The sequence below is a fragment of the Nocardioides sp. genome (genome assembly GCF_036267815.1).
GTDB lineage: Bacteria > Actinomycetota > Actinomycetes > Propionibacteriales > Nocardioidaceae > Nocardioides.
Window position 1 is genome coordinate 54,484 of record NZ_DATAVI010000038.1, and the last position, 16,094, is coordinate 70,577.

At 68.0% G+C, this 16,094-nt stretch carries 15 protein-coding genes; 1 reads left to right on the forward strand and 14 read right to left on the reverse strand.

Annotated features, from left to right (window positions below; all coding sequences use genetic code 11):
- Positions 1 to 7: 7 nt before the first annotated feature.
- The 9 genes from VHW64_RS07450 to VHW64_RS07490 all read right to left on the reverse strand — a co-directional run bounded on the left by VHW64_RS07450 (position 8) and on the right by VHW64_RS07490 (position 10,137).
- A complete protein-coding gene (locus tag VHW64_RS07450) occupies positions 8 to 790 on the reverse strand; it encodes an SDR family NAD(P)-dependent oxidoreductase (protein ID WP_329649892.1) in 783 nt (260 codons plus the stop codon).
- A gap of 43 nt (positions 791 to 833) precedes the next feature.
- Positions 834 to 1,634 (reverse strand): enoyl-CoA hydratase/isomerase family protein, encoded by an 801-nt coding sequence (locus VHW64_RS07455; RefSeq protein WP_329649893.1) that lies wholly within the window; start codon positions 1,632 to 1,634, stop codon positions 834 to 836.
- The gene (locus tag VHW64_RS07460; RefSeq protein WP_329649894.1) at positions 1,631 to 3,355 is read right to left on the reverse strand and encodes an AMP-binding protein; all 1,725 of its coding nucleotides are present in this window, start codon (positions 3,353 to 3,355) and stop codon (positions 1,631 to 1,633) included. The genes VHW64_RS07455 and VHW64_RS07460 overlap by 4 nt, the downstream gene beginning before the upstream one ends.
- A gap of 6 nt (positions 3,356 to 3,361) precedes the next feature.
- Positions 3,362 to 4,522, reverse strand: coding sequence for an acyl-CoA dehydrogenase family protein (locus VHW64_RS07465; RefSeq protein WP_329649895.1), 1,161 nt, complete (start codon positions 4,520 to 4,522; stop codon positions 3,362 to 3,364).
- Positions 4,523 to 4,619: 97 nt separating this feature from the next.
- On the reverse strand, positions 4,620 to 5,858 hold the full coding sequence (locus VHW64_RS07470; RefSeq protein ID WP_329649896.1) for a CoA transferase: 1,239 nt from the start codon (positions 5,856 to 5,858) through the stop codon (positions 4,620 to 4,622).
- Positions 5,858 to 7,039 (reverse strand): FAS1-like dehydratase domain-containing protein, encoded by a 1,182-nt coding sequence (locus VHW64_RS07475; RefSeq protein WP_329649897.1) that lies wholly within the window; start codon positions 7,037 to 7,039, stop codon positions 5,858 to 5,860. Before VHW64_RS07475 ends, VHW64_RS07470 begins: the two co-directional genes overlap by 1 nt.
- Positions 7,040 to 7,288: 249 nt before the next feature.
- On the reverse strand, positions 7,289 to 7,978 hold the full coding sequence (locus VHW64_RS07480) for a GntR family transcriptional regulator (RefSeq protein WP_329649898.1): 690 nt from the start codon (positions 7,976 to 7,978) through the stop codon (positions 7,289 to 7,291).
- 201 nt (positions 7,979 to 8,179) lie between these two features.
- The gene (locus tag VHW64_RS07485; RefSeq protein ID WP_329649899.1) at positions 8,180 to 9,319 is read right to left on the reverse strand and encodes a CaiB/BaiF CoA-transferase family protein; all 1,140 of its coding nucleotides are present in this window, start codon (positions 9,317 to 9,319) and stop codon (positions 8,180 to 8,182) included.
- 26 nt (positions 9,320 to 9,345) lie between these two features.
- Positions 9,346 to 10,137, reverse strand: a complete 792-nt coding sequence (locus VHW64_RS07490) for an SDR family oxidoreductase (RefSeq protein WP_329649900.1) — start codon at positions 10,135 to 10,137, stop codon at positions 9,346 to 9,348.
- 99 nt (positions 10,138 to 10,236) lie between these two features.
- Here VHW64_RS07490 and VHW64_RS07495 point away from each other — a divergent pair, with 99 nt between their 5' ends.
- Positions 10,237 to 11,487 carry a CoA transferase gene (locus VHW64_RS07495; protein WP_329649901.1) on the forward strand — a complete coding sequence of 417 codons (1,251 nt, stop codon included), beginning with the start codon at positions 10,237 to 10,239 and terminating at the stop codon, positions 11,485 to 11,487.
- Between the two features lie 118 nt (positions 11,488 to 11,605).
- Here VHW64_RS07495 and VHW64_RS07500 read toward each other — a convergent pair whose 3' ends face one another.
- From VHW64_RS07500 to VHW64_RS07520, 5 genes are all read right to left on the reverse strand, one after another.
- Positions 11,606 to 11,890, reverse strand: coding sequence for a hypothetical protein (locus VHW64_RS07500; protein ID WP_329649902.1), 285 nt, complete (start codon positions 11,888 to 11,890; stop codon positions 11,606 to 11,608).
- A gap of 550 nt (positions 11,891 to 12,440) precedes the next feature.
- A complete protein-coding gene (locus VHW64_RS07505) occupies positions 12,441 to 13,415 on the reverse strand; it encodes an ERCC4 domain-containing protein (protein WP_329649903.1) in 975 nt (324 codons plus the stop codon).
- Between the two features lie 2 nt (positions 13,416 to 13,417).
- Positions 13,418 to 14,140 carry a hypothetical protein gene (locus VHW64_RS07510; RefSeq protein WP_329649904.1) on the reverse strand — a complete coding sequence of 241 codons (723 nt, stop codon included), beginning with the start codon at positions 14,138 to 14,140 and terminating at the stop codon, positions 13,418 to 13,420.
- The gene (locus VHW64_RS07515; protein ID WP_329649905.1) at positions 14,137 to 14,856 is read right to left on the reverse strand and encodes a helix-turn-helix domain-containing protein; all 720 of its coding nucleotides are present in this window, start codon (positions 14,854 to 14,856) and stop codon (positions 14,137 to 14,139) included. The genes VHW64_RS07510 and VHW64_RS07515 overlap by 4 nt, the downstream gene beginning before the upstream one ends.
- A 117-nt stretch (positions 14,857 to 14,973) precedes the next feature.
- Complete coding sequence (locus VHW64_RS07520; protein ID WP_329649906.1) at positions 14,974 to 16,092, reverse strand: class I SAM-dependent RNA methyltransferase; 1,119 nt, start codon at positions 16,090 to 16,092, stop codon at positions 14,974 to 14,976.
- Positions 16,093 to 16,094 lie beyond the last annotated feature (2 nt).

Here is a 16,094-nt window from a genome sequence, read left to right on the forward strand (position 1 = left end):
TCGCGACTCACATCGCGTAGCCGCCGTTGACACTGATGTTCTGGCCCGTGATGAACGAGCCGCCCTCGGACGCCAGGAACACCACGAGTCGTGCGACCTCGTCGGGGCGTCCGACACGACGAAGCGGGTAGCTCTTGACGACCTTGGCGAGAAACTCGTCAGAATGGTCGCGATCGTGGTGCATGCTGTGCTCGCCGATGTCGTCCGACGTCGCAGGCAGCGTCATGCTGGGACAGACGCCGTTGACGGTCACGCCGTACTTGCCCACCTCCATGGCGAGGGTCCGGACGAAGCCCATCACGCCAGCCTTCGCAGCCGAGTAGATGGACTCCCGGAACTGGCCCACCTTGCCCGCGTCGGAGGCGACACAGACCACGCGGCCGGAACCACCCTCGATCATCGCGGGCAGCGCGGCCTTGGTGAGGTAGAGCGAGCCCCAGAGGTTGATCGAGATCTCGCGCTCGGCGACGGCCCAGTCCTTGTCGACGAACAGCTGATGCTCAGCCCAGCCGACGTTGTTGACCAGGATCTCGACGGGTCCGAACATCGACGTCGCCTCGGCGACGGCCCGCTCACACTGCGCTCGATCGGTCACATCGCACTCGACGACGCCCATGGATCCCGAGACGTCGGCACCGAGCGAGGCAGCGACCTTCTCGGCCTGCGCCCGGTCGATGTCCGCCACCACGACGTGGGCGCCCTCGCGCGCCAGCCCCAAGGCGATCTCGCGCCCGATGTTCGACGCGCCCCCGGTCACGATGGCGGTCTTGCCGGTCAGTCCTAGGTCCATGCGTGTCGCATCCTTTGGGCGTGGGATGGGGAGTCGGCGGGCATCAATGACCCGGCCGAGACTCGTTGAACGCGGTGACGCCTTGCGTGGCATCGGGGTAGCAGCTGAAGTACTCCTGCACCGTCAGCCGCTCGAGATCCAGCGCCTCGCGAAGCGGTAGCTCGGCGCCACGCTGAACGACCTGCTTGGTCAGCCCGAGGCCGGTGCGGCTCTTGTCGCGCAGCAGGCCGGCGAGCTCTTCCACGCCCGCGTCGAGCTCGTCCGGGGGGTACGACCGCAGCGCGAGACCGTAGGCAACCGCCTCCGGCCCGCTCAGCCGTCGTCCGGTGTACAGCAGCTCCAGAGCGCGCTGCTGTCCGATTCGGCGCGGCAGCCGTTGCGTCCCGCCAGCGCCCGCGATCAGAAGGCGATTCGCATGCTGGTCGCCGATCTGAGCCGTATCACTGCACAGGATCAGGTCGCAGCTCAGGGCGAGCTCCAGTCCGCCTGCGAGGGCGTAGCCGCGGATGACCGCGATGACCGGCACCGGCGTCTGCTCGACCTTCACGAACAGGTCGCGCAGCGTGGCGGTGAAGCGGAGATGCCGACCCGCGTCCTCCATCATGTTCTCGCCGTGCAGCTGCTTCAGGTCCGCTCCGGCGGAGAACGCCCGCTCGCCCGAGCCGGTAATCACCACCGCCTTGACGCCTTCGTCCTCACGCACCCTGTCGAGGGCACTGCTGAGATCGGCGATCAGGGCATGGTTGAACGCGTTCATGGCCTCGGGCCGGTCGAGCGTGATGTAGGCGATCGAGTCGCGCGTCGCGTACTCGACGGTGCTACGAGGTGTCTGCTCGGTGCTCATGGTGTTCCGTTCTGACCATCGCTGGGGCGAGACGTAGGGGGCTGACCCGCGGTGCCGGCACTCGAGATGCCGCCCGTCGTGGTGCCCTCGGCGAACTGCGGCGCGATCTGGTCGCGCACGATCATCTTGCGGATCTTCCCGCTCGGCGTCCGAGGCAGCGCGCCGATCGGCACGACGTACTCGGGAATGAACTGCCTGGTCATCTCCTGGCTCACCAGGAAGTCGCGCAGCTCCTCCACGGTCAGCGGCTGCTCGCGGTCGACGAACTCGATCACGGCACACACCCGTTCGCCCAACCGCTCGTCCGGGACGCCGATCAGGGCGACGGCGTTGACCTGCGGATGCTCGGTGATGGCGAGCTCGACCTCGATGACGGGGACGTTCTCTGCACCCCGCAGGATGATGTCCTTGCTGCGTCCCACGACCGTCAGGTAGCCCTCGGCGTCGATCTTGCCGATGTCCCCCGACTTGAACCACCCGTCGGCGGTGATCGAGGCCTTCGTCAGCTCGTCGCGACCGATGTACCCCAAGGTGAGTCCGGATGATCGCACGACGATCTCGCCCGGCTCGCCGACGGGCAGCTCCTGCGTGCACGTCTCGTCGCGAATCTGGATCTCGCAGGGCCCGAGCGGGCGACCGTCGGTGTAGTTCATCTTCTCGATCGGGTCGTCCGGGCTCCCGCAGGTGACGTACGACAGCTCGCTCATTCCCCATCCCGGGCAGAGTCGGATCGTGGGGATCTGCCGGTGCAGCGCCGCGATCACGTGCCGGGGCATGACCCCCCCACTCACCCTCGCCGTCCGCCAGCTGCTGATGTCGGTCGTGGCGAAGTCCGGGTGATTGATCATGTCGAGCAGGAACGGCGGCATGGCGGGCCCGTAGGTGATCCGCTCGCGTTGGATCACCTCGAGGGCGAAGCCGGCATCCCACAGATCCAGGTAGACGATCGGGGATCCGAGAAGCAGGGGCAGGTAGATCCCGTTCAGGAAGCCTCCCGCGTGCCCCAGGGTCACCGCCACGAAGACGAGATCCTCGGAGGACAGCTCGAGCCGTTCGGCAGCGGCGCCGACGACCGAGCTGATCGTGGTCGTCGTGTGCATGACGCCCTTCGGCTCGCCGGTCGTGCCACTGGTGAAGTTCAGCAGCATGAAGTCGTCGACCGCGTTCGCGTGCCTACCCTCGGCGATCTCGTCGCGCAGCGCGTCGTGATCACTGCTGGAGCCTACGCGAACCAGCTCCGACCACGACTGCACCGGGCGGTCCCCCACGTCGCCGATGGCGATCACGTGCGCGATGCCCGGATTGGTCCGCTGGAGCTCAGCACCCATGGCAAGGAAGTCGAAGCTGCCGAAGCTCGCGGGCAGGACGAGCGCACGCACGTCGGCGACAGCCAGCTGCCGGGACACGTCGCGCGTCCGGAACACCGGCGAGATGGGCATGGTGACCGCGCCGATCGCGTAGAGCGCCAGGTGGGTCGTCAGCCACTCGTGCCAATTCGGCAGCTGCAGAGCGACGACGTCGCCGCGCTCGATGCCCAGCTCCTTCAAGGCCACGGCGAGTCCCAGGACGTCGTCCCACATCTCGCGGGCGGTCGTCGAGCTCCGGACGGCGAGGCTGCCCGACGCGCGAGAGGCGTAGATGTCGTGGTCGAGGACGGCAACCTGACCAGGGTCCTTCTCCACGCGCTGCCGGAAGAGGGTAAGGAGGTCCGTGTGCGTCATGGTCGGTCAGGCGGAGGTCGGCCGGCTGTACGGAAGCGACTCCCGACCCAGGACCTCTCGGGCGACCACCATCTTCATGATCTGGGACGTGCCGTCGCCGAGCTCCAGACCCATCACGTCGCGCATCCTGCGGTCGTGCTCGAGCTCGGCGCTGTAGGCCGGCCACCCTGCCAACAGCAGGCAGTCGTGGATGGCCTCGTACGCCTCGCGGATCCCGAACCACTTGACCATGGCCGCTTCCTTCGAGTGCGGCAGCCCCGCGTCCTTGAGCGACAACACCTTGTAGGCGAGCAGCTTGGCCGCCTCGAGCTTCGTCAGGTGCTCTGCGATCGGGAAGCTCACGCCCTGGAACCTCGCGAGCGGGCCACCGAAGGCCTGCCGCGTCCGGACGTGCTCGCTGACCTCCTCCAGAGAGCGCTCCGCGGCGCCGATGCACGCCAGGGTCAGGAAGGCCCGGTTGTAGTCGAAGAACTGCATGGCCTGCCGGAAGCCCTCGTTCTCGGCGCCGACCAGACCGTCGGCGGGGACGTGGAGGTCGGTGTAGACCACCTGGCCGCGCTTCGTGACGCGCTCTCCGACGGAGGCGTAGGGACGCTTCTCGATGCCGGGGGCATCCCACGGCGTCGCGATCATGGAGACCCCGCGGGCACCGGGCCCACCGGTTCGAGCGAAGATCAGGCCGAACTCGGCAAGGCCGGCGTAGCTGACCGAGCCCTTCTCCCCGTTGATCACGTACTCGTCGCCGTCGCGCCTGGCAGTGGTCTTGATGTTGGCCGCATCCGAGCCCGCCTCGGGCTCGGTCAGCGTGATCGCGAACGGAGCGCCGGCGGCGACGCGGGGTGCCCAGCGATCGCGTACGGCCTCGGTCATCAGGGGCATGATCTCGCCGAAGAAGACCCCGTTGACGACCATCAGCGCGAGGCCGACGTCGGAGCGTCCGACCTCGTAGACCAGCGACCCGCACTCGACGAACGAGGCCGAGTCACCGCCGTTCTCCGACGGGATCCTCAGGCTCATCAGGCCGAGCTCTGCCATCTGCTCGAACACAGACGTCGAGATCGTCTCGCCCTGGTCCCAGCCAGCCGCGAACGGGTCGATGTTCTTCTCGCAGAACTGGCGGGTCAGACGCGCCTTCTCCTGCGTCTCCTGGTCGATCGTGAAGTCCACGGACAATCGCCTTCCGGTCTTGGCTACTGTATCCCACTTGAATTCCACTGAGTCGCCGACAGGTGCCGGCAGTGGTGCATGGGTTCGGGTTCCTCGGTCACGCGTGGTGCGGCAAGTCCTCCAGAACACTGATCACGTCGGCCTCGGCCAGCTCCTGGAGCTGGTCGCCGGTCAGGTCGAGCAGCTCGGTCAGCACCTGTGCGGTGTGCTCACCCAGCATGGGCGGCGGCATCCGGATCGGGAGCAGCTCGCCACCCATCAGGTACGGCGCTCCGAGCTGGCTGATCGCACCCAGCTCCGGGTGCACGACCTCGCGAAGCAGTCCGTCGGCCACCAGCTGCGGCTCGTCATAGGCCTCGCGGAGGGTGTTGACGGGCGCGCACGGAATGCGCTCGCGCTCGAGGGTCACCAGCCACTCCGCCATCGTGCGCTTGGTGAACTCGATCTCCAGCTCGTCGATGAGCTGGCGCCGGTTCCGCACTCGCTTCGGGTTGCTGCTGAAGCGCTCGTCCTCGGTCAGCTCGGTGCGTTCCAGGACGCGGCACAGCTCGCGGAAGAGGCTGTTGGTCCCGGGTGCGATGACGAGGTAGCCGTCACTGGTCCGCACGGCCTCGAACGGGGCGAGCTGCGGGTGACCCGACCCCATCGGGGTGATCTCGGCATGACCGTCGCGAACGGCGACGCAGTAGTTGCTGAGCATCGACATCGTGGCGTCCAGGAGCGAGATCTCGACGTGAGTCCCCTTGCCGGTCACGCCACGCTGGACGAGTGCGGCCAAGGTCGCGATCACCAGATGCGCACCGCCGGAGAAGTCCGCCAGGGAGACCCCAGGCTTGATCGGGTCGCTCGAGGAGGCGTCGCCGGTGATCGACATGACCCCGGAGCGAGCCTGGATGGCGACGTCCATCCCCGGCTGTCCGGCGAGGGGGCCGACCTTGCCGTAGGCACTGAGCGAGGCATAGATCAGGGCCGGGTTCTGCGCCATCAGGTCCTCCACTCCCAGACCCAGACGTTCGACGACGCCGGGCCGGAAGTTCTGGACCACCAGGTCGACCTTGCCGGCCAGGTGACGCGCCAGATCAGCTCCGCGCTCGCTCTTCAGGTCGAGGGTGACGGACCGCTTGTTCCGGTTGATCGACATGAAGTAGTCGCCGCCCACCCGCGGGATCTGCGACTCGAAGCGCGTACTCACGTTCATGTAGCGGCTGGCGTCGCCGCGTCCTGGCATCTCGACCTTGAGGACGTCGCAGCCGAGGTCTGCCAGCAGCATGGTCGCGTAGGGACCGGCCACGCCGTGAGTCAGGTCGAGGACCCGGATGCCGTCGAGCGCTGCCATCAGAACCCGCCTTCGTGGGCATCGACGTCGAGTGAGCGGGACGGCAGCCGCACCGTCGCCCTGGCGATAGTGTTGCGCTCGCCCCGCTGAGTCTCGCCCCAGCAGTCCAGATCGACGAGATGCTCGCCATCGACCACCCGCTTGGCGGTCACGGTTCCGTTGCACCACGTCAGGTCACCGACCAGGTTGGGTGTCGCCAGCCGGACGGAGAGCCTACGGACGAACGCGTCGTCGCCGGCCCAGTTGGTCACCAGGTGACCCATCCAGTTCGCACGCATCCAGCCTTGGTCGTAGGGCCCCGGCATGCCGACCTCATGGGCGATCTCGTCGTCGATGTGACCCGCGGCAGGGTGCACGGGGATGCCGGTGGAAGGGCTGACGTAGACGTTCGCGGGATGACGCTCGCGCTCGGCGAACGCGAGCTTCAGCGGCGGGTAGGTGTTCCTGCGTCCGACGTAGAAGGCGAGGATGTCGACCAGCGTGAGCGGCCCCTTGGGGATCGTTGGCAGCTGGTCACCCACCTCGACGTCTTCCCAGTAGCGGGGCTCGGCTCCGCGCCGCTCCTCGTTGAGGTAGGCCTGACGGACGGTCTCGATCTCCTCCGCGGAGTACTGGTGCCGCCCCTCGGTACGCCGCTCCTCGAAGCCGACGAGGCCACTGCTGCTCCGTCGACGGGGAACCCGGAGCACGTCGGACTCGGCGCGCGAGACCAGCTCGTCACGTTGGTTGTAGTAGAGGATCTCGCCGGTCTGGATCACCAGGTTGCGGGCATGCCGGCCCGACTTGCTCCTCATCCCGATCAGTCGGGCACGCGCGGTGATCCGGTCGCCGACCCTGACCGGACGGAAGTTCTCCCACCGCGTTCCGCCGTAGATCCATTGGATCCCCGGGAGACCGGGAGCCACGATCGTGCTGTCGACGCTGTACAGGAAGGTCGGCGGCGCGATCATGCCACCCCACCTCGTCCGGCGCGCGTACTCCTCGTCGGACCAGAGCGGGTTGTCGTCACCGACGCTGTAGTGGGCCCAACGCCGCACGTCGATCGGCGCAAGGTCCTCGGCCATCGCTGGCCAGTGCACGTCCCTGCGGAGCCATACACCGATGAGCGCTTCGGCACGGTCCAGCATCTCCGGGCTGATGTCAGCGGCACGCGGCTCGTTCACGATCGGCTCGGTGAGCATCAATGGTGCCTTTCACGACGGGCGCTGACCCAGGATGCGCGGGCGGGACAAGGCTGCTCGCCATCGGTTGCATTCTCTTCGGATACGGTATCCAACATACCGATCTTGTCAAGAGAGCTAGGCATCACGCTGTCGCCGGACCGCCCACGAGCTCGAAGGTGCCGGGCCGCTCCGCCCGCGCCACGACGGGCCTACGCCGCCCGGGCAGGCTCGGTCGGGCCACGCCCCTCGACGACGCCCGGTGCCGCGCTACGGCGCCCCGTCGACGGACCAGAACCCGCGCGAACGCAGGTACCCGCTCACTACCTCGGCCGCCTCGAGCACGTGCTCGCTCATCAGCTTGGCGACCAGGTCCCCGTCGTGGGCCACGACCGCGGCCAGGATGAGCTCATGGCTGATGACCGACCGCCGACGCCAGCTCGGCAACTCCCGGGTGCCGACATGCGGGGTGCCTGCGGACAGCACGCGCATCATGCCGATCAGCCGCGGCGAGCGACTCTCGACCGTCAGGAGCCGGTGGAACGCGTTGTTGGCCAGGGTCGCGGCATCGACGTCATCTCGCTCCACGGCGGCCGCGAACTCCTGGTGGAGTGCCGCGAGGTGGTCGACGCGTTCCGGTGCCATCCGCTCCGCGGCGCGCTGGGCCGCGATGCCTGCGGCCATGCTGCTCAAGGTGTAGGCGTCGACGATGTCTTCCTCGGAGAGATCGGCGACGTGGGCGATGCCGTTCTCGAACGCGGTGATCAGGCCTTCGGACTGCAGTCGGAGCAGCGCGTCACGGACCGGCATCCGGCTGGTGCCCAGTCGGGCCGCCCAGTCGCTCTGGACCATGCGCGTACCCGGACGCAGTGCGCCCGAGAGGATCTCCTCGCGGATGCGCGCAGCCACCTGGTCGTTCAGGTGGTGGCGGGTGATGACCTCCGAGCTATTCGCTGCCATGCGCTAATAATGCCCGTTCGCTGACCGCGCTGGCCCCGGGGCGAGCGCATCGGACGGTGCTTGCCTCAACTCGTGCCGACGTACGTCGTGGCTCACAGTCGTCAGAACTCCCACAGCTGAGGACGAAGGCCGAGTGCGTCGTTGCCTGCCCTCGCATGTCAGTGGTCTACAGCATTCACCAGAACGCGTCAACGACACTCGTCACGCCCCCGGCCGGTCCTGGGCCAGCAGGGCGCTGATGTCTTGCTCCGACAGACCCAGCTCCTCCAGGACGCTGATCGTCGCGGTTCCCAGGGCCGGCACGGTCGTCGACCTGAGGTCCGCGGTGCCGAACAGCGAGCGAATGGTGGTGAAGGGCTCGCCGTCCTGAGCGCGTGCCTGGGTGAAGAGTCCGCGGTCTCGGAGCTGAGGGTCGCTGGAGACCTCCGCGATCCGGTTGACTCGCGAGCACGGGATCCCCTCGCCCATCGCGGCGAGCCAGTGATCGACGGTCTCGACGGCGAGCCGTTCCGCGATCTTCGAGCGCAGCTCATGGCGTTGTTCGATGCGCTGCAGATGGTCGAGCTCGGCGTACTCGTCGAGACCGAGCAGCGAGCACATCGACCTCCAGAAGGTGTCCTCGTGCGAGATGCCCAGCGCCAGGTGGCCGTCCTGGCAGGCGAAGAGCCCGTAGCCACCCTCCCGGAGCTGCCACGCGGGGCCGCCGTTCTCGTAGCGCGTCAGCACGCCGCCGAGGCCGAAGACCAGGCTGTCGGTGATCGAGATGTCGATGTAGGAGCTCTCCCCCGTCGCTGCCTGTCGCAGTCCAGCCATGATCGCGGACGTGGCCAGCGAGCCGCTGAGGACATCACCCCAGGGCGGTCCGCCGGAGAAGTACTCGTACTCCCCCGACAGGTAGGGCTCGAGGTAGCCGCTGACCGCCTCGTAGTTGATGTTGTGCCCCGACAGCCCGCGATAGGGCCCGTCCTGCCCGTATCCCGAGATGGAGCAGTAGACGATGGTGGGGTTGAGCTCGCGGACTGCCTCGTAGGACAGCCCGAGCCGCTCCATCACACCTGGCCGGAAGCCCTCGACGAGGACGTCGCACTTCTCGACCAGGAGTCTGGCTGCCGACAGCGCGGCGGGATCCTTCAGATCCAGCGTCACGCTGCGCTTGCCGATACCTGCGAAGCGGAACAACCACGGATTGGCGTCTCGTTGCGGATCTCCGCCGGTGGGGCGCTCGAGCTGGATGACCTCGGCACCCAGGTCACCGAGCAGTCGCGTGCACAGAGGTCCTGGAAACTGCTCGGCGAGCGAGAGGACGGTGACGCCCTTCAGCGCCTGGGAGAAGTCTGTCATGAGTTCACCACACCTTCTGCAGGGGACTAACCGGGAAAGCTCAGCCCCGAGTTGACGCTGAGCGTCTGACCTGTGACGCGCCTGGCGAGAGCGAAGTACTCGACGGCCTGGGCGGTGTCATCCGGGTCGAGAACGCCGAACGGCATCTTGCTCGCGATCTTCGTGAAGATCTTCGAGCGCACCTCGTCAGCGATGATGCGCTCGTAGGCGGGCGTGTCGGTCGTCAACGTGATCGAGACGCAGTTCATCCGGATCTGGTGCCGCGCGAACTCGCGCGCGAGCGACTTCGTCAGCGCGATGACCCCGCCGTACGCCGCCGAGACCATCGACTCGCCCGCCGTCCCGACGCGCGCGGCATCGGAGACGATGTTGATGATGCAGCCGCGCTCCTGCACCTTCATCATCGGCAGGACGGCGTGGATGCAGTTGATGGTGGTGAACATCTTCCCGTCGATCGTCCAGCGCCAGTCCTCGGGCGTCAGACGATCGAAGAAGTCGACCTTGACCCCTGGCGAGGCGTTGTTCACCAAGAGGTCGATCCGACCGAAGCGTTCCTGTGCGAAGTGCGCCAAGTGCTCCGCGCCGGCGACGGTCGACACGTCGCTGGCACAGAAGGCCACCGGCGCATCCGGCGGAAACGATCCGAGCGAGTCGGACTCATCGGCACCCGTCCGGCTGTTGAGCACCACCTGCGCGCCTGCCGCGACCAGGCGGTGAGCCGAGGCGAGACCGATTCCTCGCGTCGACCCGGTGATGACGGCGACCTGGCCCGCGAGGTCCGGCCGGACGTCGGGGATCGGGCCGGCGGGTGTTGCCATCAGCTACTCCTCCGGACGGTCGACGGTCTCTTCGACTTCTGGGATGCTGTATACGGTACTAAGAATGAAACGGCAAGTACGCAACCCGCTGGAGGTCACATGCCCGCAGACGTCTCCACTCCCTACGCAGGGCCACTGAGCGGCATCCGGATCCTCGACCTGACGGCATTCGTCCTCGGCCCCCTGACGACACGGATGCTGGCCCAGCTGGGCGCGGACGTCATCAAGGTCGAGCCTCCCGCGGGCGACCTGATGCGAGTCGCCGCGCCCAGCCCGACTCCCGGGCTGTCGAGCGTGTTCCTGGCCCTGAACCACGGAAAGCGGAGTCTGGTTGCCGACCTGAAGCGACCCGAGGCGCGCGACGTGGTGCTCCGGCTCCTGCCGACGGCGGACATCTTCGTCCACAACATGAGCCCCCGGGCGATCACCGGCCTTGGGCTGAGCGCCGACGACGTACGCGCAGCCTCGCCCGAGACCATCTACTGCGAGATCACCGGCTTCGGCAAGGACGGTCCCTACGGTGGTCGGTTGGCCTACGACGACACCATGCAGGCGATCAGCGGACTGGCGCATCTCCAAGGGATCGTCACCGGCGAGCCGCAGTATGTTAAGTCCGCGATCGCGGACAAGACCGCGGCCACGGTTGCGGCGTATGCGATCCTAGCCGCGCTGTTCGAACGGCAGCGGACCGGACGGGTCGCCATTCTCGAGGTGCCGATGTACGAGACGCTCGTCGACTACCTGATGGCCGAGCAGATGGGGAGCTCGGCCTTCGTGCCGCCCTACGGTGCGGAGCGCTATCCCCGGATGATCTCCGAGTACCGCCGCCCCTACCGGACCAGCGACGGCTATCTGAGCGTCCTCCCCAACACGGACCGACATTGGGTGGCGTTCTTCGAGCTCATCGGACGACCCGAGCTGAGTGGCGATCCCCGCTTCGCGACCGGCACGGCGCGGAACCTTCACCTCGACGATCTCTACGGTTTGCTCGAGGCCGAGCTGGCTCGGAGGACGTCGGCAGAGTGGACCTCGGCACTCGAGACTGCCGGCATCCCACACGGCCCGGTCAAGAGCCTGACTGACGTGGTGACCGACGAGCACTCCGAGGGCGTCGGGCTCTTCGAGACTCGACAAGACGTCCTGGGCAACACCATCCGGCGGGTGAGGTCTCCGCTGCTGTTCTCCTTCGGGGAGCTTCCCGACATCGCGGTCGCTCCCGTCCTAGGTCAACACAGCCGAGAGATCCTCGCCGGAGCCGGGTACGGCGAGCCCGAGATCGACGCGTTGATCGCCTCGCACTCGATCGAACAGTGGTCACAGGATCAGCCCACCGTGAGCGACCCCTTGTGATCTCGACCGCGTCGCAGTGGGTCGATCGCCTCCCAGGCGGGCGACAAGGTGTATTGCCTCTCGGTCCCTGGCGGCCCTAGCGAAACCCGAGGCACCGAACTTTGAGTGTCCGTGCAGGTCAGGCCACGTGCAAAGTCAGAACTTCGACATCCGATCCGGGGCTTTCCGGCCTCTGCCCAACCCAAGCGCCTTCCTCGCCGACCGCACCCGTCGCCCAGGTCTTCGTGCTCTGCTTCTCGTCGGAGAGCGCCATCGCAATCCCGCCGAGCCTGCCCCACGTCTGCCGCAGTCGCTCCTGGTCCTTGGCCCTGCGTTGCTCGCGCCGCGCCCCGGCGATTCCCACGTCCGACTCCGCAACCTCGACGAGTACGTCACCGATGCGAAGGCCGGTAGCGAGGAGCATCTCGACGATGTCGGGCCCCGCCCTTTCGACGGACGGCGGCGACCGAGCGCCTTGCTCCCGGTTCCGGGGCGAGCGACGGCGCTGGGCTCCGAGGCCCCTTCTGCCGCCCCCAAAGGACCCCCAGAGTCCACTGGCGTGCTCCGGGCCCGGGTGCGGGCGTCACGCCTCGCTGTGGCCTGCAAACGGTCCTCATTGGCACAGCTCCTGGGCTCGTCCGCGCAAAGTGTGCCCACAGTGAGCCATCGGGGGGGTCGAGGGCGGTCGTCGGCGCGATCGCGAACCGCATCACCGCAGGTCAGAGCCGGTTTTCATCAGCAGAGCGACACATTCGACGTGGTGGGTCATCGGGAAGACACCGACGGTCCTGAGCCTAAACGCGATCCTTTGCAAGCGGCTGCGCTCAGGAGGCGAAACCAACCCCTGACCTGCGGCGATGCCGCTGTGACGCCTTGACATCGTCAGCACGCCTTTGCGGGAGGTTGCGAATCAAACCGAGCCCAGTCCGAGCCCTCCGGTCATCGGGCGCCGACGGTCGCAAACGACAGCAGGTTCAGATCTCGCCGCGAGCGCGGGCCTCGAGGCATCGGTCCATCACCGCCGCCGGGATTCGGCCGCGGTCGGAGACGACGATGTCGTTCGCCGTCGCCCAGCGACGTACGTCGGCCGGTGTAGGGGGCGCGGGCGAGAGCGGCGGGGCCGCTTCGAGGCCGCGCACGGCGAGGTCGCCGACCAACTCCTCCGACAGCCCGACCCGGGCGGCAGCGAGGAAGCGGTAGGTCCACTCCTGGGCGAGCTTGCGGGTCTCGCAGAAGACGATCGGGACGGTCGGGAACCGGATCTGGCACTCGGCGATCCCGTCGGCCACGACGCTGGGCCGGACGCGGTCGAGCTTGAAGACCTGCGAGTAGCGCTCCTCCACGACCACCGCGGCGCGCGGGATCGCAGCCAGTTCGGTGAGCTGGAACTTCAGCCTGCCCGTCGTCAGCGACGAGACGAGGTCTGCCAGTGACTTCCGCTCGACCGACGCCCGCAGCAGCCCATCGACAATGAGTCCGTAGTCGCCGGCGCTGAGCGGCTCGCGTCGAGTCGTAGCTTGCCGGTCGGCGAACGTGAACGGGTAACGCTCGCGGACATCGACCACGATCTCCAGGTCTGCGACTCCACTGGCACGGGCACCGGGAAGGTGCACCGCCGGTCGAGCTTGTTTTGAGGTGCGGGCGGTCTGCCAGAAGATCAGCTGCCGGCCCCGCCCGTTGGTGACAACGACCTGGGAGCGGTTCTCCCGGCCGCGGTCGAGCACGAGGTCGATCGCGGCGCCACGGCGCACGCAGGACCGCACCGGCACCCGCTCGACGACCTCCGCGTCGGCCGGCCACTCCTCGACGCGGTGGCAGTAGACCTTGCCGGTGCGCGGCCAGGTGTCCTTGGCTTTGAGGATGATCCCGTCCCCGAGCGGGATCCGGAGGAGGTAGGGCAGCGTTGATCCGGGTTCGGTGTTGCGAGCGATGACGAAATCGTCCGGCACGGCTACAACTCCCCTGCCGTGACGAGCCGATCGAGTGCCGTCTCGGCGTCGTGCATCTCGAGCAGCATCGCGCGGTCCCTTCTGGCCGCGGCCACCATCGCACGCAGTCGCTGGCGGTCCTTCTTCGTGAGCTCCACGCCCCGGAAATCGCGGGCCGTCAGCAAACCGGCGAGAATGACGAAGTCGCGCCGGTGCCGACCGAGGCCGGGGTCGCCCGCGTTGCTGAGCGCTGCTGCCTTGCCGATGAGAGCGCCGACGAGATTCGGCCGCCGTACGGCGCCTTCGCGGCCGGCGACCATCACCGCGATCGTCTCACTGCGCTGCAGCGCTTGGGTCCCGCCGGCCGTCGGGAGGGTCGGACTTCCCGTAACTCCCTGACGAAGGCTGGCTCGTTCACCGATCCCGTCCGGCAAGAGAACGTCGATCGAAGCGTCGCCCCGGACCCAGCGATGCTGGAGGCCTTCTGCCGAGATGCCAGCCGACTCAAACCCGAGGTCAGCCAGTGTCTCGGTGAAGGTGGCGAGCATCGTCGGGTCGGCTCGTACGTCGATCACCGTGTCTGCGTCGTTCGTCGGTCGCACCGGGAACTGGCCACGCTCGGCGCAATGCAGGTGGACGAGCTGGCCGCCAATCAGGGTCCAGCCCGCGGCGAGCTGCTCGTGCAAGTCCAGCAAGCCCAGCCAGGAGGCGGTCTGCTCCGCCGGCATCGCAGGCAGGACGATCATCGGTCTACCTCCTTCCACGCGACCGCCAACTCATGGAGCAGCTCAACTGCTCTGGCCTCCTCGCGCGGCCCACGATGCTCCGCGAGATCGGCCGCGAGTCGGAGTCGTGAATTCGGATAGGGGTCCTGCGAGTCGGAGATGACGTGGAGCACGACGTTCGCATCGTTGTCGGCTTCCACCAAGAGATAGTCCCTCACGAATCCGTCCACATCCGATTCGGCCAGGTATCCCTCGACATCTGCAGAGGCGATACCGCTGGCCCCAAGGTCTACGACCATCGCCCAGCGACCATCGGCCCTGAGATCGGCAAGATCTGCCGGCGCCGCACGAAGAAGTCGCCGGTGGGCCCGGTTGCGGAAGACCGACCGGAGCGACACCACAAGTTGCCTGACGACTTCCTCATCGGCGACGGGCTCCACGGCCGGCTCGAGCAAACGCCTCAACTGCGCCCGCGCCCGCGCCGACACCGCAAGCCCGCTGACGCCCACCCGGTCGCGGGCGTCCTCGGACGCCGCGATGACCGCCCACGCAGAACGGGCCGAATACGGACGGCCTGCCTTGCTGCGCTCCTGGATACGCAGGAGAGAGCGCTCATCGACCACCCACTGGGAGCCGATCCGCTCAGCAGACAACGAACCGTCCGCGATGCGCTGGTGGATCCGGGGCACGCTGACGCCCAGCCGCTCCGCGGCCTGCGCGACGCTGACTGCTCCCATGCCCACAATCCTAGAAGAGTTTCAAGGATTGTGGAAGACCGCCCGGGATTGCAAAGCGAGCCAAAGCGAGCCCTGATGGCCCGTCCTCGGGGCCCGAACTCACGAGCCCCGATCACATCACCGCAGGCCAGAGTCGCCTTTGACAAGATGCGCAACGACCTCCACATGGGAAGTCATCGGGAACAGGTCGAAGACCCGGAGGGCGTCCAGGGCGTAGCCGAGCTCGGCGAACGTGGCCAGGTCCCGCGCCAGCGCTGCGGGGTCGCAGGCGACGTAGGCGACCGCTCGAGGCGCGCGGTCGACGATCTGGCGCACCACCCGCTGCTTGGCCCCCTCGCGCGGAGGGTCCAGGACCACGACGTCGACCGGCGCGTCGTGCGCCGAGGCCAGGACCCGGTCGACGGGTCCGTGCTCGACCCGGGCCCAGAGCGGAAGGTTGGCCCGGGCGTTGCGGCAGGCGGCATGCGAGCCCTCGACGGCCACCACCCGGCCCTCGGGGCCCACGGCGTCGGCGAGATAGGCGGCGAACAGCCCGACTCCGGCGTAGAGGTCCAGGGCCGACTCCCCCGGCTCCGGGTGGAGCATGCCCAGCACGGTCTCGACCAGCAGCCGTGGCGCCTCGACGTGCGACTGCCAGAAGCCGTCCGGCTCGACCTCGAAGCCGTGCTCGCCGTACGACGTGGAGACGGTCTCGCGCGCCACCTCGGCGTGGCGCGCGTCGATCAGGCAGTCGTCGAGCTCGACGACCTCGTCCGACCTGTGCACGTGCAGCCCCCGGGCACCGCCGGGCAGTGCGACGTACCGCATCCGGGTGCGCCACCTCAGGTCGGGAGGCACCTCCTCGACAGCGACGTCGACCTCCAGCCCGGCCAGGCGCTGGAGCTGCTCGCGCACCACCGCCGCCTTCAGGGCACGCCGCGCCGTAGCCGACGCGTGCTGGAAGTCGCAGCCGCCGCACAGCCCCGGACCCGCGTAGGGGCACGGCGGCGAGACGCGGTCCGGCGACGCGACCACGACGGAGATGGCGTCGGCTCGCCAGAACGAGTCGCCCTCGTGGCCCTCGGTGACCCGGACGACGGCCCGCTCCCCTGGCAGCGCGTGCCGGACGAAGACGACGCGGCCACCGTGGCGAGCCACGCAGAACCCACCGTGGGCGACGGGGCCGACCTCCACCTCGAAGGTCTCCCCGGCGTGGGAGATCCCCCGCGACCGGCGGGGACGCGATGCCCGGCTCACCG